At 73.7% G+C, this 20,678-nt stretch carries 21 protein-coding genes; 5 read left to right on the forward strand and 16 right to left on the reverse strand.

Features of this window, described 5'->3' with window-relative positions:
- Positions 1-50 precede the first annotated feature (50 nt).
- The 9 genes from AB0D66_RS06055 to AB0D66_RS06095 form a co-directional block, all read right to left on the reverse strand.
- Positions 51-1,130, reverse strand: coding sequence for a 2-aminoethylphosphonate ABC transporter substrate-binding protein (locus AB0D66_RS06055; protein WP_362297291.1), 1,080 nt, complete (start codon positions 1,128-1,130; stop codon positions 51-53).
- Between the two features lie 65 nt (positions 1,131-1,195).
- Complete coding sequence (locus AB0D66_RS06060; protein WP_362297294.1) at positions 1,196-1,993, reverse strand: ABC transporter permease subunit; 798 nt, start codon at positions 1,991-1,993, stop codon at positions 1,196-1,198.
- Complete coding sequence (locus AB0D66_RS06065) at positions 1,980-2,795, reverse strand: 2-aminoethylphosphonate ABC transporter permease subunit (RefSeq protein ID WP_362297297.1); 816 nt, start codon at positions 2,793-2,795, stop codon at positions 1,980-1,982. The genes AB0D66_RS06060 and AB0D66_RS06065 overlap by 14 nt, the downstream gene beginning before the upstream one ends.
- A 322-nt stretch (positions 2,796-3,117) precedes the next feature.
- Complete coding sequence (locus tag AB0D66_RS06070; protein WP_362297300.1) at positions 3,118-4,167, reverse strand: ABC transporter ATP-binding protein; 1,050 nt, start codon at positions 4,165-4,167, stop codon at positions 3,118-3,120.
- Positions 4,164-4,946, reverse strand: coding sequence for a phosphonatase-like hydrolase (locus AB0D66_RS06075; protein ID WP_362297303.1), 783 nt, complete (start codon positions 4,944-4,946; stop codon positions 4,164-4,166). The genes AB0D66_RS06070 and AB0D66_RS06075 overlap by 4 nt, the downstream gene beginning before the upstream one ends.
- Before the next feature lie 5 nt (positions 4,947-4,951).
- On the reverse strand, positions 4,952-6,073 hold the full coding sequence (locus tag AB0D66_RS06080) for a TIGR03364 family FAD-dependent oxidoreductase (protein WP_362297307.1): 1,122 nt from the start codon (positions 6,071-6,073) through the stop codon (positions 4,952-4,954).
- 148 nt (positions 6,074-6,221) lie between these two features.
- A complete protein-coding gene (locus tag AB0D66_RS06085; protein ID WP_362297309.1) occupies positions 6,222-6,986 on the reverse strand; it encodes a GntR family transcriptional regulator in 765 nt (254 codons plus the stop codon).
- 137 nt (positions 6,987-7,123) lie between these two features.
- Entirely contained in the window at positions 7,124-7,876 is a 753-nt protein-coding gene (locus tag AB0D66_RS06090; protein ID WP_362297312.1) for a hypothetical protein, read from the reverse strand.
- A 548-nt stretch (positions 7,877-8,424) separates the two neighbouring features.
- Complete coding sequence (locus tag AB0D66_RS06095; protein ID WP_362297314.1) at positions 8,425-9,477, reverse strand: ROK family transcriptional regulator; 1,053 nt, start codon at positions 9,475-9,477, stop codon at positions 8,425-8,427.
- 191 nt (positions 9,478-9,668) lie between these two features.
- Between AB0D66_RS06095 and AB0D66_RS06100 the strand changes: the two genes are divergently transcribed.
- Both AB0D66_RS06100 and AB0D66_RS06105 read left to right on the forward strand, forming a co-directional pair.
- Positions 9,669-10,775 (forward strand): Gfo/Idh/MocA family oxidoreductase, encoded by a 1,107-nt coding sequence (locus AB0D66_RS06100; protein ID WP_362297317.1) that lies wholly within the window; start codon positions 9,669-9,671, stop codon positions 10,773-10,775.
- A gap of 86 nt (positions 10,776-10,861) precedes the next feature.
- The gene (locus AB0D66_RS06105) at positions 10,862-12,106 is read left to right on the forward strand and encodes an ALF repeat-containing protein (RefSeq protein WP_362297320.1); all 1,245 of its coding nucleotides are present in this window, start codon (positions 10,862-10,864) and stop codon (positions 12,104-12,106) included.
- Positions 12,107-12,250: 144 nt separating this feature from the next.
- Here AB0D66_RS06105 and AB0D66_RS06110 read toward each other — a convergent pair whose 3' ends face one another.
- The 4 genes from AB0D66_RS06110 to AB0D66_RS06125 form a co-directional block, all read right to left on the reverse strand.
- A complete protein-coding gene (locus tag AB0D66_RS06110; RefSeq protein WP_362297323.1) occupies positions 12,251-13,108 on the reverse strand; it encodes a fumarylacetoacetate hydrolase family protein in 858 nt (285 codons plus the stop codon).
- Between the two features lie 123 nt (positions 13,109-13,231).
- Entirely contained in the window at positions 13,232-14,278 is a 1,047-nt protein-coding gene (locus tag AB0D66_RS06115) for a YidC/Oxa1 family membrane protein insertase (RefSeq protein ID WP_362297326.1), read from the reverse strand.
- A gap of 75 nt (positions 14,279-14,353) precedes the next feature.
- Positions 14,354-14,665, reverse strand: coding sequence for a DUF6412 domain-containing protein (locus tag AB0D66_RS06120; protein ID WP_362297329.1), 312 nt, complete (start codon positions 14,663-14,665; stop codon positions 14,354-14,356).
- A gap of 123 nt (positions 14,666-14,788) precedes the next feature.
- A complete protein-coding gene (locus AB0D66_RS06125) occupies positions 14,789-15,568 on the reverse strand; it encodes a class E sortase (RefSeq protein ID WP_362297331.1) in 780 nt (259 codons plus the stop codon).
- Between the two features lie 74 nt (positions 15,569-15,642).
- Between AB0D66_RS06125 and AB0D66_RS06130 the strand changes: the two genes are divergently transcribed.
- A complete protein-coding gene (locus tag AB0D66_RS06130) occupies positions 15,643-16,638 on the forward strand; it encodes an SEC-C metal-binding domain-containing protein (RefSeq protein ID WP_362297334.1) in 996 nt (331 codons plus the stop codon).
- Positions 16,639-16,658: 20 nt separating this feature from the next.
- On the opposite strand, the gene AB0D66_RS06135 is transcribed toward AB0D66_RS06130, so the two are convergent.
- The 3 genes from AB0D66_RS06135 to AB0D66_RS06145 form a co-directional block, all read right to left on the reverse strand.
- Entirely contained in the window at positions 16,659-17,585 is a 927-nt protein-coding gene (locus tag AB0D66_RS06135) for a YDG/SRA domain-containing protein (RefSeq protein ID WP_362297337.1), read from the reverse strand.
- A gap of 88 nt (positions 17,586-17,673) precedes the next feature.
- The gene (locus AB0D66_RS06140; RefSeq protein WP_362297340.1) at positions 17,674-19,395 is read right to left on the reverse strand and encodes a hypothetical protein; all 1,722 of its coding nucleotides are present in this window, start codon (positions 19,393-19,395) and stop codon (positions 17,674-17,676) included.
- A 37-nt stretch (positions 19,396-19,432) separates the two neighbouring features.
- The gene (locus AB0D66_RS06145; RefSeq protein WP_362297343.1) at positions 19,433-19,978 is read right to left on the reverse strand and encodes a GNAT family N-acetyltransferase; all 546 of its coding nucleotides are present in this window, start codon (positions 19,976-19,978) and stop codon (positions 19,433-19,435) included.
- 165 nt (positions 19,979-20,143) lie between these two features.
- Between AB0D66_RS06145 and AB0D66_RS06150 the strand changes: the two genes are divergently transcribed.
- Together AB0D66_RS06150 and AB0D66_RS06155 are read left to right on the forward strand one after the other, a co-directional pair.
- On the forward strand, positions 20,144-20,323 hold the full coding sequence (locus tag AB0D66_RS06150; protein ID WP_362297346.1) for a hypothetical protein: 180 nt from the start codon (positions 20,144-20,146) through the stop codon (positions 20,321-20,323).
- A gap of 53 nt (positions 20,324-20,376) precedes the next feature.
- Positions 20,377-20,676, forward strand: coding sequence for a hypothetical protein (locus AB0D66_RS06155; RefSeq protein ID WP_362297646.1), 300 nt, complete (start codon positions 20,377-20,379; stop codon positions 20,674-20,676).
- Positions 20,677-20,678 lie beyond the last annotated feature (2 nt).

The following is a 20,678-nucleotide window of genomic DNA, read 5'->3' on the forward strand; positions in this document are numbered from 1 at the left end:
CGTTACGCAAGTGTCACTTTTCCGGATCAGGGTGGCCGGGAAGTGACCGGTCAGCTGCCGGTTGCCGACTTCCACGCGTCGACGTGGGCGGTGAGGTTCGCGTCGATGTCGGTCCAGTTCGGCTCGAAGACCTCGACGCCCGTCATGAGCTTGGTGAGCTCCACCGCGTTGGCGTCGGTCGGCTTGACGTCGGTGCGCGCCGGGAAGCCGCCGCCGACCGCGCTGACCTGCTGCTGCGCCTCCTCGCTGAGCAGGTGGTCGAGGAGCTTCCTGCCGTTCTCGGTGTGCGGGGCCTTGTCGACGAGGCCGGCCGCGTACGGGAGGGCGAAGGTGGTGGGCCTGCCGCCGTCCTTGGCGGGGAACCAGATGCCGATGTTCGGCATGGACTTGGACTGCGCGAAGTTCATCTGGACGTCGCCGTTGGCGACGAGCAGCTCGCCCTTGTCGGTCTTGGGCGCCAGCTTGCTGGTGGAGGAGGACGGGCCGACGTTGTTGGCCTGGAGCTTCTTCAGGTACTCCATGGCCGGCTCCTTGCCGCCGAAGTCGTGCATCGACTTGATCAGCACGGCGGTCCCGTCGCCCGCGACGCCCGGGGTGGAGTACTGCAGCTTGCCCTTGAACCTGGGGTCCAGCAGCTCCTCCCAGGTCCTGGGGGCCTCGGCGAGCTCCTTCTTGTTGTAGATGAAGCCGAAGTAGTTGTTGACGATGGAGGTCCACTTGCCGTCGGCGGCCTTGTCGGCGCCGTTGACCTTCTCGGAGCCCTGCGGCGTGTAGGCCTGGAGGAGGCCCTTGCCGTCGGCCTGCTGGATGAAGGGCGGCAGGGTGATCAGTACGTCGGCCTGGGTGTTGGTCTTCTCGCGGACGGCGCGCTGCACCATCTCGCCCGAGCCGCCCTCGACGTACTTGACCTCGATACCGGTCTTCTTGGTGAAGTCGGCGAAGACCTTGTCGTACCAGCCGTCGCCCTTCTCGCTCTTGAGGCCGTCGGCGCTGTAGACGGTGACGACCTTCTCCTCGGCGGCCTTGCCGGAGCCCGCGGTGGCGGAGCCGCCGCAGGCGGTCAGGGAGACGGCGAGGGCCAGGCTGCCGGCGAGGGCGCCGGCGGTGCGGAGCAGGAGCTTGCTGGGCATGGAACTTCCTCACGGGGAAAGGGAGTCGGCAGGAGAACGGCAGGGGTGTGGCGGAGGTGCGCGGGTCAGCGGTAGGAGGCCCTGGTCCGGATGCGGGAGACGGCCAGCAGGACCAGCAGGGTGGTGGCCATCAGCACCACGGCGACGGCGGAGCCGCCGAACAGCGAGCCGCGGTCGGTGGCCGTGAAGATCCGCACCGGCAGGGGCATCCAGTCGGGCGGGTAGAGCATCATCGTGGCGCTCAGCTCGCCCATGGACAGGGCGAAGCAGAGCCCCGCGGCCGCGGTGAGGGACGGCAGCAGGAGCGGGAGCTTGACCCGCCACAGCACGTGGCCGGGCCGGGCGCCGAGGGAGGCCGCGGCCTGCTCGTACGCGGGGTCGAGCCGTACGATCGCCGCCGAGACCGACTGGTGGGCGAAGGCCGTGACGAGGATCGTGTGCGCCAGGACGACGATCGAGGCGGTGCCGTTGATGAGGAGCGGCGGCCGGCTGAAGGCGACGAGCACGGCGAGGCCGACGACCACGGACGGCACGGCGACGGGCAGCATGAACAGCGCGTCCAGGGACCGCTTGCCGCGCTTGCCGAGGGCCGCGCCGGCCAGGGCCGCCCAGGTGCCGAGGGTGAGCGCGAGCAGGCTGGCGGCCACGGCGGTGACCAGGCTGGTGGTCAGGGCCTGGAGGGACTCGCCCCGCACCGCGGAGGCGTAGTTCGCGGCGGTCGGGCCGGAGGGGAAGGCTCCGGACCAGTGGGTGGCGAAGGAGGCCGCGACCACCACGAGCAGGGGCAGGGCGAAGAGGGGCAGGAAGAGGAGGCCGAAGAGGCCCCAGACGGCCCAGCGGCCCGCCTTGCTATGCACCAGCACGCTTGCTCACCACCCGGTAGAGGCCGAACAGGCCGACGGAGATCACGATGTTGACGACGGCGACCACACAGGCGGCCGCGTAGTCGGATTCGAGGATCGCCTTGCCGTAGATGAGCATCGGGAGGGTCGTGACGTCCTTGGCTCCGGTGAACAGGACGATCCCGAACTCGTTGAGGCACATGACGAGGACGAGGCTGCCGCCCGCGGCCAGGGCGGGCAGCGCCTCGGGCAGGATCACCCGCCGGACGATCCGCGCGGGCCGGGCGCCGAGGCCGGCAGCGACCTCCAGCTGGGCGGTGTCCAGCTGGGAGAAGGCGGCGAGCAGGGGTCGCATCACGAAGGGCGTGAAGTAGGTGATCTCCGCGAGCAGGACGCCCCACGGCGTGGTCAGGAACCGGAAGGGCCCGTCGGCGGCGCCGGTGAGGTCGGTCCAGACGCCGTTTGCCATGCCGACGGTGCCGTAGACGAAGAGCAGCGCGAGGGTGATGAGGAAGGAGGGGAAGGAGAGGAATACGTCGATGAACTTCGCGATGGCGCGGGCCCCGGGGAAGGGCACGAAGGCGATGACGAGCGCGAGCGCGAAGCCGAGGACGAGGCACCCGGCGGTGGCCCCGACGGCCAGCCAGACGGTGGTCCCGAGGGCGTCGCGGAAGCTCTGCGAGGCGAAGACGGAGCCGTAGGCGTCGAAGGCGCCCCCGCCGTTCTCGGGGCTGAGCGACTGCTGGACGACCAGCGCGAGCGGATACAGGAACACCAGCGCGAGCACGGCCACGGGAGGCAGCGCCCACACACTCCGCGGCACCCGCCATCCCCTGCGCCCCGCGGAGGAACCAGCGGACTCCGCCGGGGACTTGCCCGGCCCCACCGAGGACTTGCCCGGCCCCACCCGGGCGCCTTCCGGCCCTGCCGGGGGCCCGTCGCGCCCCGGGGAGCCTTCCGGCCCCGCCGGGGACTCATTTAGCCCCGCCGGCGTTTGAGGCGCGGGGTCCGGGGCGGAGCCCCGAGCCTCCCCGGAGGGGAACCCTGCCGGCGCGGCCGGAGCCGGACCCGGCGGACCTGAGGCCGCAGGGGCGCGACCCGGGGGCGTACCCACGGTCGTCCCCGGTGCGGCTCGCCGCGAGGCGTCAGGCATCGGACACCCCCGCCCCCAGCAGCACCGCGTCCCGCGGCTCGAAGTGCAGCGTGACCCGGTCCCCCAGCGCGGGCGTCTCCCGCAGTTCGGGAAGGTCCGCCTTCACCCGGTGGCCGTCGACGTCGACGTACAGCCGGTGCGTCGAGCCGCGCCACTGGACCTCGGCGATGCGGCCGCTCAGCGCGTTCGGGCCGTCCCCGAGGCCGAGCAGGTGCGGCCGTACGCACAGGGTCGCGGTGGACCCCGGCACGGCCCGGCCGCGGTCGAGGGCCAGCGGCCGGCCCTCGAAGAGCGCCCCGCCCTCCGCCACGGTCACCGGAAGCAGGTTCGCGTTGCCGACGAAGGACGCGGTGAACTCGGTGCGCGGGGCCCGGTACAGCTCCTGCGGGGTCCCGCAGTCCTGGAGCCGGGCCTTGTCCATGACGGCGATCCGGTCGGCCAGGGTGAGCGCCTCGACCTGGTCGTGGGTGACGTAGAGGATGGAGACGTCGGGCAGTTCGCGGTGCAGACGGGCCAGTTCGGCGAGCATTCCGGAGCGCAGCTGCGCGTCGAGCGCGGACAGCGGCTCGTCGAGCAGGAGCACGCCCGGGCGGATGGCGAGGGCGCGGGCGATGGCCACGCGCTGCTGCTGGCCGCCCGACAGCTCGCGCGGGTACCGCTTGGCGTAGGCCGCCATGCCGGTCATCTCCAGCGCCTCGGCGACCCGGCCGGGTATCCCGGCCTTGGGCGCCTTCTGGGCCTTCAGGCCGAAGGCGACGTTGGCCTCCACCCTCATGTGCGGGAACAGCGCGTACTGCTGGACGACCATGCCGATACCGCGCTTGTGCGGCGGAAGGGCCGTGACGTCCCGGCCGCCGATCAGGATCCGGCCGGCGGCGGGCCGTACGAAGCCGGCGACCGCCCGCAGCGCCGTGGTCTTGCCCGAGCCGGAGGGGCCGAGCAGCGCCATCACCTCGCCGGGCTCGACGGCCAGGTCGAGGGAGTCCAGGACGGTGGTGCCGCCGTAGGCGACGCTGACCCCCTCGAAGCGGATGCCGCTCACGCCGACTCCGCGAGCAGCTGGGGGAGTTCGGCGACGGAGCCGAGGACGTGCGTGGCGCCGTGGCCGGTCAGGGCCGCCCGGTCGTGGGCGCCGGTGAGGACGCCCGCCACGGTCCCGGCGCCGGAGCGGCGGCCGCTGAGCATGTCGTAGGCGGTGTCGCCCGCGACGACCATCTCCCGTACGTCGTCCACGGCGCCCGTGCGCAGGAACGCGGCCAGCACCATGTCGGGGTACGGGCGGCCGCGGCCGCCCGCGTCGGCGGGGCAGAGGGTGAGGTCCGCGAGGCCCTGCCAGCCCAGGGCGTCGAGGATGGCGTCCTGGGTGACGCGGGCGAAACCGGTGGTCAGGACGACGGTGCGGCCGTCGGCGCGGAGCTTCTCGATGGCCTCGCGGGCTCCGGGGACCGGGGCGATCAGGCCGCCGTCGACGAGTTCTCCGTACGCCTCCTCGAAGGCGGAGTTGGCCCGCCGGGCGAGCTCCTCCGTGCCGAAGAGGTGGCGGAAGACGGAGATCTTCGACTCGCCCATGGTGTCGCGTACGTACTGGAGCTTCTCGGCGTGGCCGGCGCTGCCCGGCTCGACGCCGAGGCGCTCGGCGGCGCGCTCGAAGGCGCGCTCGACGAGGCCGCCGTCGGCGACGGTGGTGCCGGCCATGTCCAGGACGATCAGGTGCTGCGTGCGGTTGTCCGTGCGGTTGTCCGTACGGTGGTCCGTACGGTGGTCCGTCCGGTTGTCCGTGCGGTTGTCCGTGCGGTTGTCCGTGCGGTTCTTCTCGGTCATCAGACTTACCAGCCCAGTTCGTTCGCGGTGGTCTCGGCTATGGCGGGCGAGCACGTCATGCCGCGGCCGCCGGGCCCGGTCACCAGCCAGACGCCGTCGGCCACCTGCTGGCGGTGGACGACGCGGGTGGTGTCGGTGCACTGCGCGTACACGCCCGCCCAGCGGTGCCTGATCTTCGGCAGGGGGCGGCCCAGGAAGGACTCGACCACCTCGGTGAGGTGCTCGTAGGGGTCTTCGAGGGTGTCGAACGCGAAGGGATGCTCGTACTCGTGGGTGTCTCCGATGGTCAGTCCGCCGTCCAGGCGCTGGACCATCAGCAGCTGCATCTTGTGCGCGGCGGCGACCGGCGCCTGGGCCTGCCCGGCGTTGAGCGCGTCGAGGGCCCGCGACTGGTAGGCCGGGTAGTAGCGGAAGCTGTCGGCGTCCGCGACGGAGGTGGTCAGCGGCTCGCCGAGCGGGGCGGTCTGCATCATCTGCAGCCGGACGCGGCGCACGGGCAGGTCGGGGACCAGCTCGCGGACCAGACCGGACAGCCAGGCCCCGGTGGCCAGGACGACGGCGTCGCCGCGGTGGACGTCGCCGTGGTCGTCGCGGACGGCGCCCGGGCCCGTGACCTCGCGGACCTCCCGCCCGGGGAGGAAGGTGTACCGGCCGGTGGCCTCGAGGGCCTGCCGCAGGTGGAGCTGCGCGGTGCGCGGCTCGACGGCCGCGTCCCGCTCGCACCACAGCGCGGCCTCGAAGGCGCCCCGCAGCGCCGGGTTGATCTCGCGGGCCTCCGCGGCGGTCACCAGCTCGTAGCCGCGGGAGGCGGCGTCGGGGCGGGCGACGGCCGCCTCGGCGACCGCGTGCTCACGGGCGTTGCGGACGGGGGTGAGGGAGCCGATGGCGCGAAATCCCAGGCCCGGGACCCGCTCCCCGATCCGCTCCCAGAGCTCACGGGCCCGCAGGGCGGTGTCGAGCTCCTCACCACCGGCTCTTCCACTCACCCAGATCTGGCCGAAATTGCGCAGCGACGCACCGCGGGCCTCCGCTTCTCGCTCGATCTGGACGACCTCGTGGCCGCGTTCGACTGCTTGCCAGGCGTGCATGGTGCCGACCACGCCGCCTCCGACGACTATGACTCTCACGCCGCCAACGGTGGGCGCGGACCGTGACCCGGGGGGATCCGGCGGAAGTCGGGGCGGTGAACAGCCCCCCAAGCTTGGACTAGACCCGTTATCTTCCTGTGACATCAATCCGTCCCTTTCCCTGGGTTATGGAGCGATCCGTCCGGCGCTACTCGGGCCGCAGGCGGGTCGTGAAGCTGAACCGGTCGCCACGATAGAGCGAACGCACCCGTTCCAGCGGCCGGCCGTCCTGATCCCGCGAGAAGCGGTGGATGAGCAGCATGGGGAGGGCCGGCGGGGTGCCGATCAGCAGGGCCTCGCGGGGTGTGGCGAGGACCGTCTCCAGCTTCTCGTCGGCGTCGCCGAAGGAGATGCCGAGGCGTTCGCGCAGATACCCGTAGAAGGAGGAGTCCGGCTGGAAATCGATGTCGAGCCGGGGCGCCCGGGCCACCCGGATGTACGTGCTCTCCAGGCCGACCCGCTCGTCGTCGGCAAGCAGGACCCGCTCCAGGTGCCAGACCGGCTCACCGGCCTCGGCGCCGATGCCGGGGGCGAGGTCGGGCGGGCAGGGGAAGCGCTCGAGCCCGATGAGGTGGCGGCCCGGGCGGAGTCCCTGGCGGCGGACCCCTTCGGTGTAGCTCGCCAGCGACAGCGGCTGCTCCAGCTTCGGCCCGGCGACGACGGTCCCCCGGCCGGAGCGGCGCAGGCGGCCTTCGAGCAGCAGCTCGCGCAGGGCCTGGCGGACGGTCTCGCGGGACACCTCGTACCGCTCGGCGAGATCGCGCTCGGTGGGCAGCGATCCGCCTTCGCCGAGCTCGTCGAGGAGTTCGGCGATGCGGGCCTTGACGGCGTAGTACTTCGGGATGCGGCCGTGCTCGGGGATGCCGGAGCGGACGGGCGAGCCCGGACGGTGCTGCTGGGTCTGTTCTTCCACCCTGGGACTCTATGCGGGGCGGATGTACGCGGACCCTCGGGCGGGATCGGGGGGCGGTTCGGGCGGGTCCACGGACGGTTCGGGCGGATCAGCGGGCGGATCCCCGGGCCGGTCAGCGGGCGGTTCCCCGGGTCCGGTCAGCGGGCGGGGGTGCGCAGGCGCCGGGCCCCGATCACGAGTCCCCCGCCGACTGCGAGGGCGGCCACCGCACCGGCACCGGCCCCGTACGCCCGCTCGCGGGACCCGGTGTGCGCGAGGGAGCCCGCCTCGACCGGGTCCTGCGGGCCCTCGACGGTGAACCGGTAGCCGCCGGCCTCGCCGATCCATTCGCCGTCGTCGCCCTTGCGCTGCACGAGGGCGGCGTCCGCGAGGATCTCGCCGGTGGGCGCGTCGGACGCGAAGGCGAGGCCGACCCGGACGGTCAGCGATCCGCCCGCGGCGACGGTGAACCCGGGGAAGGCGGACCCGCCGTCGAAGACGGCGATGATCTCGTCGCGGTCGCTCCGCTCCAGGCTGACGGGCAGGGTGCCGCTCGGGGTGTCGAACTCCATCCGCAGGTGGGCGGGGCGCAGGGCGCGGGCCTTGTCGGTGAGGACGACGACGGGGTGGATGGCGGTACAGAGCGAGTTCGTGGTGTTGGTCAGGTCCAGGTACCAGGTCTGCGGCCCGCCACCGGTGCGGTACACGGCCGGGCCGCCGCGGATCCGGGCCCCGATGGGGAAGGCCGTGCTCTTGCCGTCCCCGCAGGTGGCCTGCGCGCGTGACGGCCACGCGGGCGCCGGCCGGGCGCCGCCGCCCGTGCCGATGTCCGCGCCGGCGGTGGATGCGGTGGCGGCGACCAGGGCGGCGGAGAGGGCGGCGCCGAGGGCAAGGGCTTTGCGCAGTCGCATGGAAGACCCTTCGCTGCTTCGCTGCTCACCGGACGGGACGATGGTAGGACGAGGTGACAATCACCCCGCCCAGCCCGCACCTTCGCACGCCCTCCAGCACCACCACTCCCACCACGCCCAAGCCCCTACGGTTTACGCCCAATCAGCCCAAACCGTCAAGAACCCCTACGGGCCCGCGCCCAGCGCTACCCGGCCCCGCCAAGCCAAACCCAGCCCCGCCGAGCCAAACCCAGCCCCGCCGAGCCAACCCGGCCCCACCCAGCCAACCCGGCCCCGCCGAGCCAAACCCAGCCCCGCCGGCGTTTGAGGCGCGGGGCCTGGGGCGGAGCCCCAGCTCCCCGACCCGCACCCGCCCACCCCACCGAGCCGACCCGCACCCACCCAACCAACCCCGCCTCACCCCTCCAACCCGGCCCCACCCAGCCAAACCCAGCCCCGCCGGCGATTGAGGCGCGGGGCCTGGGGCGGAGCCCCAGCTCCCCGACCCGCACCCACCGGCCCCACCGAGCCCCCAACCAAAGAGCCCAGTCACCCGGCGGGCGGGCCCCTCACCCCACCCGCCCGAACACCGGCCCCAGCACCAACTCCGCCGCCCCCTCCGCAACCCCCGCCTCGGCCAGCGCCACGCGAACCGGCCCCGCCCCAGCCCCCCGCACCGCGATCACCCGCCGGACCCCGTCCAGGAACACCTCCGGCGCCCGCGCCACCACGCGCCCGCCCAGCACCACCCGCTCCACGTCCAGCAGCGCCACCAGGTTCGCCGCCCCCTCCCCCACGATCCGGGCGGCCCCGGCCAGGTCCCCCCGAGCCACCGCCTCCAGGCACAGGACCTCCGCGCACCCCCGCGCCCCGCACCGGCACGGCGGCCCGTCCAGCCGGAGCACCTGGTGTCCGAACTCCCCCGCCCCGGAACGCCCGCCGCGGTAGACCTCCCCGCCCAGCCGCAGCCCGGCCCCGAGCCCGGTCCCGACGTGCACGTACACCGAGGCGCCGCGAAACCCGCCCGGAGCGGCGGCCGCCGCAGCCGCGCCGGCGTTCGTGTCCTTGTCCAGCAGCACCGGCACCCCCAGCCGACCCGCCAGCACCTCCCGCAACGGAAACCCCTCCCACCGCGGGAACCCCGTCACCCGGCCCATCACCCCGGCCCGGTGGTCCAGCGGCCCAGGCGCGGCCACGCCCACCCCCAGCAGCGGCCGCCCGCCCGGGTCCGCGACCCGCGCGAGCGCCCGTACGACCTCCTCCACCACCCGGTCCGGACCGGCCCCGAAGTCCAGCGGTTCGCGGCTCTCCCCGACGACCGTGCCCGCCAGGTCCACCCGTACCGCCCGGAGCTCGTCGCGGTCCAGGTGCACCCCGGCCGCCTGCCGCGCCTGCGGCACCAGCCGGAGCAGGGTGCGCGGCTTGCCGCCGGTGGACACCGCGCGGCCGGCCTCCGCGATCAGCCCCTCCCCGCCCAGCCTCGCGGTGATCTTGCTGACGGCCTGCGGGGTGAGCCCCGTACGCGCGGCGAGTTCGGCGCGGCCCAGGCCGGCGGGCCCGGCGCCGCGCAGCAGGTCCAGCAGCAGCGCCTCGTTGTGCCCGCGCAGCGCCGGCAGGTTCACGCCACCCCGCCCGCCGCGGCCGTGCGCGTGCCCGTACCCGGGCCCGTATGCGCCCCCGGTTCCGTCACCGCCCCCGGTGCTGCTCCCGCCGCCCCCGCCCCCGCTACCGCCGTCGTCCCCGATTCCCCTGTTCACCTGCCCATTGTCCACCCTCCTTGCACTTCGGCAACACTGTTGCCAAAGTGGTTCTCATGAACGCCACCGCCCCCGCCTCCCCCCGCTCCGCCCCCCTCCGCGTCGGCCTGATCGGCTACGGACTGGCCGGTTCCGTGTTCCACGCCCCCCTCGTGGCCGCCACCGACGGGCTCGTGCTCGACACGGTCGTCACCTCCGACCCGGGCCGTCAGGAGCAGGTCCTCGCCGAGTTCCCCGACGTCCGGATCGCCGCCTCGCCCGACGAGTTGTGGAAGCGCGCGGACGGCGCCGAGGCCCTCGACCTCGTCGTGATCGCCTCGCCCAACCGCACCCACGTCCCGCTCGCCACGGCCGCCCTGACCGCCGGGATCCCCGTCGTCGTCGACAAGCCGCTCGCCGCCACCGCCGCCGAGGCGCGCGAACTCGCCGCCCTCGCCGAGCGGACCGGAACCTTCCTGTCCGTCTTCCAGAACCGCCGCTGGGACAACGACTTCCTCACCGTCCGCCGCCTCCTCGCGGACGGCGACCTCGGCGAGGTCCAGCGGTTCGAGTCCCGCTTCGAGCGCTGGCGCCCCCAGCTCAAGGGCGGATGGCGCGAGTCGGGCGCCCCGGAGGAGATCGGCGGCCTGCTGTACGACCTCGGCAGCCACGTCGTGGACCAGGCGCTGGTGCTGTTCGGCCCGGCGGTACGGGTCTACGCGGAGGCCGACACCCGCCGGCCGGGCGCCGAGACCGACGACGACACCTTCATCGCCCTCACCCATGCGAACGGAGTCCGCTCCCACCTCTACGTCAGCGCCACCACCGCCCAACTCGGCCCGCGGTTCCGCGTCCTGGGCTCACGGGCCGGCTACGTGAAGTACGGCCTCGACCCGCAGGAGGGCGCCCTGCGCGAGGGGCTGCGGCCGGGCGCGGACGCGCCGTGGGGCGAGGAGCCCGAGCACCTGTGGGGGCGGCTGGGCTCCGGCGAGTCCCCGCTGACCGGCGCCGGGACGCCGGTACCGACGGCCCCGGGCGACTATCCGGCGTACTACGCGGCGGTCGCCGCGGCCCTGCGCGACGGCGGACCCGCGCCGGTCACGGCGTACGAGGCCGCCCACTGCCTCGAGGTACTGGAGGCGGCCCGCACCTCGTCCCGGGACGGAGTGGCCGTCGAGCTGTGAGCCAACGCTCACAGGAACCGGCGCGTCCGGGGCGGGCACCGATCTATTCTGCACGGATTGTCAGCAACACGATCATCACGTGTGGAATGAACGGAACCTCTGTGAAGCTGCCCCGGATCGCGTCGGCCGTCGCCGCCGCCGCGATAGCCCCGGCCGTCCTGCTCTCCTCGCCGGCCTTCGCCGCTGACGCCCCGTCGGCGCCCGCGTCGTCCACCCCGTCGGCTCCGACCGCTCCGACCGCTCCGGACCAGGGCGCCGAGGGCCGGCCGGCCGCCGGGAACCCGGCGGAGAAGCCCGCCGAAGACCCGCAGGCCGCGAAGGACCGGGCCGCGATCCAGGCGATCCTGGCCGACCCGGCGAGCGGGCCGGGCGTGCGCGCGGCAGCCGAGAAGGCGCTCCAGGGGACGGCCGCGGACATGCGGCACTTCCTGGAGGTCGTCTGGCAGCAGGCGCAGTACACCGACGACCGGGTACGCGTCACCCAGATCCACAGCGTCGGCGGCACCGCGGTCAAGCGGGAGGCCGAGAAGGCCCTGCGGGCCGCAACCCACGCCGCGCTGAAGGAGTTCCTCGCCACCGGGCAGCACAAGGCCCGCTACGAGGACGACCAGGTCGAGCTGTTCCGCATGCTGAACGGCGCCGGCTCGGGCATCCGCGAGGCCGTCGAGAAGCTCCTGCGCGACGGGACCCCGGAGCAGGTCCGCCGGTTCGTCGAGGTCGGCCAGCACGATGTCCGGGCCGAGGACGACCGGGTCGAGCTGGCCCGCATGTACGAGGGCGCCGGCCCGGGCCTGCGGGCGGCCATCCAGGCGCTGCTGACCGGGCACCCGTCCAACGCCGAGCTGCGCGAGTTCGTGAAGACCGGGCAGCACAAGCTGCGCGACGTGGACAACACCGTCCTGATCTGGTCGATGCTGGACAACCCGGGCCCGGAGCTGAAGAAGGCCGCCATCGCCGCCCTCAAGGGGACGCCCGAGGACCGCGCGGCGTTCCTGAAGACCGGCCAGCACGAGGCGCGCGCCAAGGACAAGGCCGCCGAGGAGGCGGCCGCCAAGGCGGAGCAGGACAGGAAGGACAAGGAGAAGAACGGCTCCACCGGCTCCACCGGCTCCGGCACGGGCACCGGTACGACGGGCACCGCCACGCAGGTCGCGGCGCAGGGCACCGGCGGCAACGGCAACGTGACCGCGGCGGGCGGGTCCGCCCCGCTCGCGGACACGGGCGCCGGTTCCGAGAACGCCTGGTTCGCGGCCGGCAGCGCCGCCGCGCTCGCCGCGGGCGCCGGCCTGGTGCTCGCCAACCGCCGTCGCCGTACGCCGGCCGAGGGCTGAGCCGGAGGTTCCCCGCCGGGGGCCGCACACCGGACCGCACCCGCGCACACGCGGAAGGGGCGGGCTGCTTTCGGCAGCCCGCCCCTTCCGTCTTCCGTCCGCGTCCGCGTCCGCGTCGGTGCTCGCTACGCGTGTCCGTGCTCGCTACGCGCCCTTGAACTCCTGGCGCTGGCGGCCCAGGCCCTCTATCTCCAGCTCCACGACGTCACCGGCCCGCAGGTACGGCTTCGGTTCCGGCTGGCCCATGGCCACGCCGGCCGGCGTGCCGGTGACGATGACGTCGCCCGGGTACAGGGTCATGAACTGGCTCAGGTACCGGACGACCTCGCCGACCGGGAAGATCTGGTCCGCGGTGTTGCCGTCCTGCTTGAGCTCGCCGTTGACCCACAGCTTCACGTCCAGGACCTGCGGGTCCGGGATCTCGTCGGCGGTGACCAGCCACGGGCCGAGCGGGGTGAAGGTCTCGCAGTTCTTGCCCTTGTCCCAGGTGCCGCCGCGCTCGATCTGGAACTCGCGCTCCGAGACGTCGTTGACCAGCAGGTAGCCGCCGACGTGCGCGAGGCCCTCCTCGGCGGAGGCCAGGTAGCGGGCGGTGCTGCCGATGACGACGCCGAGCTCGGCCTCCCAGTCGGTCTTCACGCTCCCGCGCGGGATCAGCACGGTGTCGTCGGGGCCGACCACGGTGTCAGCGGCCTTCAGGAACAGGATCGGCTCGGCCGGCGGCTCCGCGCCGATCTCGGCCGCGTGCCCGAAGTAGTTCAGCCCGATGCCCACGATCTTGCCTATGCGGCCGACCGGCGCGCCGATCCGCAGCCCTTCGGCGTCCAGGACCGGGAGCTCGCCCGCTTCCGCCGCGTCCCGTACCCGGGAGAGCACGGAGTCGTCGGCGAGGAGAATGCCGTCCACATCCGTGATCAGGCCGGACAGGTCACGCAGGGCGCCGTCCTGGTCGAGCAGCGCGGGGCGCTCCGACCCGACGGGTCCGACACGCAGCAGCTTCATGGGCATTCTCCCGTGGTCGTGGGTGGTCGGCGCATGGGCGGGCCCAGGCGCCGGCCGATGGGTTGCGGCCATCGGAGGATTGGTCGATCCTCCAAGAAGTCCGACCAATCCGCAAGACCCTGTTCACAGACTGGAACGCCGCCTGCCGGCAGCCTTCCCGCCGCGCCCACCCCCACGGCCTCCACGACCGCCCCGGCGCTTCCCGGCCCCGGCCGCGCCACGGCCCGCTCCTCGGCCCGCTCCGGCGGCCGCTCCACCGGTCGATTCCCCGGCCGCCCCGCCCGTCGCACCACCGCGCGACTCGGCAGCCGCGCCACGGCGTGCTTCCGCGCCCGCGCCACGGCGCGACTCAGCGACCGTGCCACGGCTCGAGCCGGCAACCGCGCCACCAGTCTTGCCACCGGCCGCACCGTCCTCACCGGCCACACCGCCGACCCCGCCAACCTTGCCGACCCCGCCGACCCCGCCGGCCTCAGCTGACGCCCCACCGGCCCCACCGGACGCTCCGCCGGCACCTCCGCGGCGCTGGAGCCAGGCGCGCTCCGCCACCGTCCACGCGGTGGTGGTCAGCAGGTAGAGCCCGGCCGCCAGCGGCACCACGGCAGCGGTGATCAGCGTGCCGAAGGACAGCAGGGGCAGTACGCCGCCCAGCTTGCGCATGGCGGCCTGCTGCTCGGCACTCATACCGGCCGGGACGGGCCGGGCCGGGGCGAGCGCTGCCTCGGCGGCAGACCGGCGCCCCCGTACCGCACTCCACGCGGCCACCACCCCGATCGCGGCGAACAGCCCGAGGAACACCAGCCCCTGCGCCCCGAGCAGGCCGCCGTCCCCCAGCGCCTCGGTCCACCGCGCGCCCAGCGGCGCGGCGAACAGCCGGTGCGCGAGCAGTTCGTCGCCCGAGGAGAAGGCCTGGTACATCAGGAAGAACACCGGCAGCTGCAACAGCACCGGCAGACACCCCGCCGCCGGGGTCGCCCCACGGAAGGCGGCCCGGCTCAGCGGATACAGCACGAGCCGCACGAGCACGGTGAACAGCACGATCGCGGCAGCGGTCGCGGACTCGGCCAGAACCGGCTCGAGGAACCGGCCCAGCTCGGCAACAAGATGGGTGAAAACGGACACGCGGGCCCTCCGAAGGGTCTCGTCGACGTCGAAAGAGATGCAGGGCATGCATTTCGGCGTGACGACCCGCGAGGGGCGAGACAGTGATCGGAATCGGAGAAGGCGAGAAGGTACTGCGCGCCCCTACGCGGCCGTCGGGACCAGACGGCCGGGAGCCCTGGGCCGCGACCGGCCCGAGGCATCGGGATCGCGCTGCGGCAGGAACGCCGTGCGCTGCTCGCGATCACGGATCGCGGTGCGTATTCGGTGCGGCGGCACGGGCCGCGCCAGACGGGCGGCGGCCGCCAGGGCCTCGGCGCCCACGGCGACGGTGGCGGCGAGGGCGACGACGACCGCGCCCAGCCCGCCCTCCCCGGCGAACAGCGCGAGGACTCCCCCGAGCAGCACCAGCACCAGCGACGTCCGGGCGAACAGCAGGAGGAAGCGCCGAGCCATACGGACCTCCCCCTTCCACTCCCCCGCGCGAACCTCCGTACGAGACCCGCTCCTTGCGATCGATACTAACCGCACCCACTGACAGGCGGACGGGATCAGGACCTCGGGAGCACGACCTCGGGATCAGGACCTGAGGGTCCCCCACACCACCAGCCGGTACTTGGAGGTGTACTCGGGCGTGCAGGTGGTGAGCGTGATGTACGCACCGGGCTCGCCGTACCCGTACTCCGGCTTCACCAGGCTCCGCGGCACGGGCGCGATCACCCCGACGTCCCGCTCGGTCGTCTCCCCGAGCACCTTCCCGACCACGTACGTGTACCGCCGCCCCCGCACCTCGACGATCAGCTCGTCCCCGGCCCGCAGCCGGTTGATGTAGCGGAACGGCTCCCCGTGGGTGTTGCGGTGCCCGGCCAGCGCGAAGTTCCCCTGCTCCCCGGGCCCGGCGGTCCCCGGGTACTGCCCGGCGTACCCCTTGTCGAGCACCGCCCGCTTTTCGATCCCCTGCGCGACGGGCACGGTCAGGCCGAGCCGGGGGATGCGCAGCACGGCGTACGCCTGGTCCCGGGCGGGCGGTCTGGCGGCCGGGGCGCGACCCGGCGCCCCGGCCGACGGCTTCGGCGACGAGGACGGCGCGGCTCCGCCCTCCGCCTCCCCGGACGGAGCGGGAGCGGCGGACCGGGCGGGCTCCTCCGCGGGACCGTCCGGCTCACGGGCCCAGTCACTCTCCAGGGCCCTGACCTGCTCCTGCGCGGCGGCGACGGCCTGCCGGTTGGTCCACCACACCTGGTGCACCACCAGCAGCAGGACCACCACCCCCACCGTGACGGTCAGCTCGGCGGCCGCCCACAGCGCCCCCGCGAGCCCGGCCCGGCGCGCCCGCCGGCCGCTCCCCTGAACCACCACAGGTATGTGATCCCGCACGGGCGGCACCCTAAGTCCTCCCCCGTCAACTGACCAGCAGCAGTACGGTGTGATCCATGCGCCCTGACACGCCTGCCGAGCACATCGCCGAAGCCGAGCGCCTCATCCGCACGGCGACCCGCTACCCCGAGGACCAGGAGCCGTTGCTCCTCCAGGCCGCTGCCCACCTCGAGTTGGCAGACGCCCGGGACCGCGCCAGCGCGCTGTACGACCAGCTCCTCTCCGCCTCACCGGCCGACCCCCACCTGATCAAGGCCCTGCAGGCGGCGAACCTCTGGGAGTACGGCCACGAGGCCGAGGCCCGCGCCCTGATCTCGGGCATCCGCGCGGCCTCCCCCAAGGACCCGGCACCCTGGGAGGTCATCGCGGAAGCCCTCGAGACGCACGACGAGCTCGAGGCCTCGCACGACTGCTTCACCGAGGCGGCGAACCTCCTGATCGCGGAGGACGACCCGCTCACCCCGGCCACCACCGCCCTCCTGACGGGCCGCCACCGCGTCCGCCGGCTGCTCGGACTGCCGCACGACGACTGGGACATGGTCGCCGACACCCGCCACATCGGCCCGATCCCGCTCGACGAACTCCACGACCCGAAGCGCATCTGGGCCCTCGGCTCCGACGACCCGGCCGAACTCCGCGCCGAGATCGCCCGCCTGCGCGCCGAACTGGGCGACCGCCGCGCCGCGCTCTCCCGCCCCTTCCCGGTGGCGATCCTGCACTGGCCCGCCCGCGAACTGGCGGAACTCCTCACCTCGTACCCCACGCTCGCCGCGGAGTACCCCTCGCACGAGGCGCACCTGCGGGAGATCGAGACCTCCCTCCGCGCCCTCGCCGCCTCGGGCACGACGAACCTCGGCATCGTCACGGCAAGCGTCCCGTCCTACGAGGCCTTCGCCGCCTCGGAACGAACCTCCCCGGCCTCCCCCTCCCTCCTGGCCGAATACGCCACAACCCTGGCAGCCCGCGGCAAGGCCACCCCCTGGCCCCCCACCCCGACAAACCCCTGCTGGTGCACCTCGGGCAAGCCGTACTCGGAGTGCCACGGGCGTTGAGGAGATGCCCAGGGGAGCGGTCACAGGAGTCGGTTCGCCCACCGTTCACGGTGCTTGCGGGCGAACTCGATGCCGATGTCGTGTCCCTTGGCTCGTGCGAGCGCCGCGCGGAACTGACCGGTGAGTCCGTCGACCACATGGAGCTCATCGGTCAGCTGAAGCGCCCCTCGGTCGAACAGTGCGTGGCAGTTGGGGCATAGGCACAACACGTTCTCAATCCTGTCGGCGCCGAAATGCGGTGTGCCGACAGCCTGTATGTGCGCCCCTTCGCTGTACGCCTCGCCCTCCAGGGAAACGACCAGCCGCAAACTGCATACCTGACAGGTGTTGTTGTACATCCGCTTGACCTCGCTCACGACCTTGGAGTCGCGCACCAATCGGTCCTGAGACACGTAGCGCCGAGCTTGCTCTTCGAATGCCGTCTCGGCCCCGGCCAATGGGTCGACCGACTGTGGCGCAGGGACCTGTCCCGGCCCAAGCTTGAGCAATTCGAACTGGCAGATTCGAAATCCCTCTTGCCCCACCGTCAACCAATGCTCGGCAACTCGATAGAGCCCCCGGTAGATGTACCCCTTGGTCGCTCGCCGCCGCTTCCCGCCCGTGACCCCGAGTCCCTCGATCACTCTGACCGGATGTCCCTTCGCCTGCGACATGACGAGGGCGGCGTTGCCCCGCTCACCGAGGGTCTGGTCCGCCACCATCCTCCCCGTATGCCGGTCACGGCCGCCCTCGCCGGTGTAGACGATCCGGCTTCCCTCGTCCTGATCATCCAGATAGCCGCCGGAGAGAACGATCGAGTCAGCGCCGGTCGCTTCAATGCCACTGATGCCGCGGCCGCTGAAGCGATGCAGCCCCGCAGCGTGGAGTTCTGCGTGCCCCTTAAACCAGTCGCCTTCTGCCACGCCGTCTGGGGTGCCGAATTGTACGGAGCTTGAACGATTGACCATGGACACATCATGCCAATTCGCTGCCGAACGCACCCCTCAAATGATCACTCCGTGCCCCGGCAGGGGGCTCAGCCGGCGAAGTCTCCACTCAACGGAACAGTGCCAGCTGGCTGTGGCCGCGGGCTCGGGCTGTGGGTGGGGTGGGGCGGGGGGTGGTGAGGGTGAGGAGGGTGCGGAGGGCTGCGAGGACCTCGTGGGGGGTGTCGCGGAGCATCGACGGGGTGGCGCTGACCACCAGGATGCCGTGGGACTCCAGGCGCAGGCGGCGGCGGAGGGTGGCGTGCCAGGCGTCGCGGGTGTAGTGGTACTCCGCCGAGTCGATCTCCAGGGCCACGCCCTCATCGGGCCAGTACGCGTCCGGGGTGGCCAGGAAGGCGCCGTCCGGGGTGTAGAGGCGGGCGTTCCACAGGGGGGTCGGGAGGTCCGTCGCGGTGAGGACGTCTCGGGCCTGGGCTTCCGCGATCGAGCGGACTCCGGCGAGGAGTTCGGAGGCCGCGGCGCGGATCGCGGGGCGGGTGAGGAGGCGGGCGGCGCGGAGTTCCGCATGCAGGTCCTGCGGGTGGCACCAGCCGGCCTGGACCACCTGCGCCAGGGTCGAGCGGATGCGGTCGGCGTCGGTGTCCGTGGCGCGGGCGGCGAAGTCGGCCGCCGCACGGACCGGGCGGGTGCTGGGGATGCCGCAGACCGTGATCGTGCGGGGCCAGCGGGAGGTCGGCAGCGGGCGGACCTGCGCGGTGCCGGTGAGCCGGCGCGGGGCGCGGATCAGGACGTCCGCGGGGTCGGCCGGGCCGTACGGGGCTTCTCGGATGCCGAGCAGGGCGAGCGCGGCGCCGCCGGTGAGGGCGGCCGTGTCGCCGGACAGGGGGTCGGCGGCGGGCTCGGCGGCGTAGAGGACGGCGGCGAGGGCGCGTTGGCGCTGGTCCGGGGGCCCGGTCTGGAGGAGGTATACGCGGGGCAGTAGGCGCTGCCAGGGGCCGCCGGGGCGGGTCCGCGAGGTGATCGTGCCGTCGGGGACGCCGGCCGCGGTGAGCTGGTGCCGCGTGGCCAGGTTGAGCTGGCGGCGGGGGGCTGGGGTGACTTGCGGGGGGCGGTGGCGTGGGGTGGTCGCCTCGGGTGGGTGGCGGGGGGTGATCGCCTCGGGTGGGTGGGGAGGAGTGGTCGGCTGGGGTGGGTGGCGAGGAGTGGTCGGCTGGGGTGGGGGCGTTGGCTGGGGTGCGTGGGGTGGTTGGTGGGGGTGCTGGGGCTGGTCGGTCTGCGCGGGGTGGCGGGCGTGTGGGGGTCCCTTTTGCTGGGGGTGGCCGGGCTGCTCGGGGTGCCGGGCTTGGCTGTCCTGGCGGCTCTGGTGGGCCAGTTGGGGCTGCTGGGGCCACCCGGGCTGCTGGGGCCGTCCGGGCTGTTGGCCAGGGACGCTCTGCTGGGAGGGGCTCGTCCGGTGGGATCCGCCGTGCCCGGGATGGAGGGGCTGCGCGGGCCGTCGGCGGGGTCCGGGGGGTTGGGCCTGCCGTGGCTGGTGGGGCGGGGCGGGCCGTCGGCGGGGCCCGGCGGGTTGGGCCTGCCATGGCTGGTGGGGCGGGCCGGGCTCGGGCTGGGCGCTCGGCCCGGGCTGGTGGGGTGGGCCGGGCTCGGGTTGGGCGCTGGGCCCGGGCTGGTGCGGCGGGCCGGGCTCCGGCTGGGCGCTCGGCCCGGGCTGGTGGGGTGGGCCGGGCTCGGGGTGGGCGCTGGGCCCGGGCTGCCGGGGGCGGTGTGGGGGCCGGGGGCGGGTGGAGTGGGGGGTTCGGGCGGGCTGTTCGGTGTGACGGGGTGTGATCATGCCGCGGGTATGCCCCGCCCGCGTGGGGCGGACACCCTCAGGGGTTTGGGTGGTTCGGGTGGTCCGGGGCGAGGAAGACGATCACGCCCGTCTCCGTGCCGGGGCGGGCCTGGACCTCGTGCCAGCCGAGGCGGCGGTAGGTGGCCACGGTGTCGGTGGCCAGGCGGGAGGTCAGCAGCCAGGCGCGGCGGTCCGGGGCGTCCGCCGTGATCTCGGTGAGCAGGGCCCGGCCCGTGCCGCGGCCGCGCGCGTAGGGGCGTACGGCGAGTTCGTCTATCTCCAGCGCGCCGATCAGCAGCTCCCGCACCCGCTCCGGGCCCAGCTGCGCCGCGACCTGTGCGTACGCGCGGTTCTTCGGGAAGGTGGCCGGGGTGATCCAGCCCGTGGCGAAGCCGTCGATGCCGGTCGCGGACTGGGCGAGGGCGGTACGGAATCCGGCGCGCCGGGCGTCGGCCGGGAGGCGGGCGGCGAACTGGCGAATGGTTTCTTCGTCCTCGTTCCAAGGCGGACCGGAGAAGACGTCGGCGTAGGCGTCGACCAGTTCGTCCGCGAGGTCGAGGACGGCCTGTCCGTAGCAGATCACGATGTCCTGGCTCCTGGGTTAGGTGGGATTTTCCCCTTTGGGTGGGGAGAGTGAATGTATGCCCTTCGGGTTCCACTGGCGCACACCGCACGGATCCGGCGAGTGTGCGACAAATCCCCTGCCGGCCCTCCGTGTCGACATGCCCCGCGCCCGCGTTGAGCAGCCGTGGACAGACTGCTTCGGGCGGCCGGCCGGTGCGCGCTCGCCTTCCTTCTCGTCCTCGGCGTCGTGGCCCTGCTGCCGCGCGCCGTACGGGACGCGGTGCCGGACGCCCTGATCGGCGGGGCCGTGGTCGTGGTGGTGTGGATCCTGGGCGCCCGCCGGTTGGCGGGGCGGCCGCGTTAGCCTCGTACGGCAGACAAGCGACTCATATGACCGGGAAGACCGAGGAGTTCGACATGGTGCGGGTACCGAGTTCCGCAGTGGCGGCCGCCGGGCTGGTCGGCGGCTACGCCGTCGCCCGCTGGACCAAGAAGCGGCCGCTGGGCGGTGTCGTCCTCGGCGCCGCCGGGCTCGCCGCCGGACGCGAGTGGCACCGCCGGGGCGGGGCGCCCGCGGCGGCCGGGCTCGGCGCGCTGTACCTGGCCGGCTTCGCGGGCGCGCACCCGCTGGCCAAGAAAGTCGGCGCGTGGCCGGCCGTCCTCGGGGCCGCCGGGATCGTGGCCGCCGCGTCCTGGGCCGTCGCCGACCGCGGGTGAGG

It is taken from the genome of Streptomyces sp. NPDC048270, assembly GCF_040652335.1.
GTDB lineage: Bacteria > Actinomycetota > Actinomycetes > Streptomycetales > Streptomycetaceae > Streptomyces.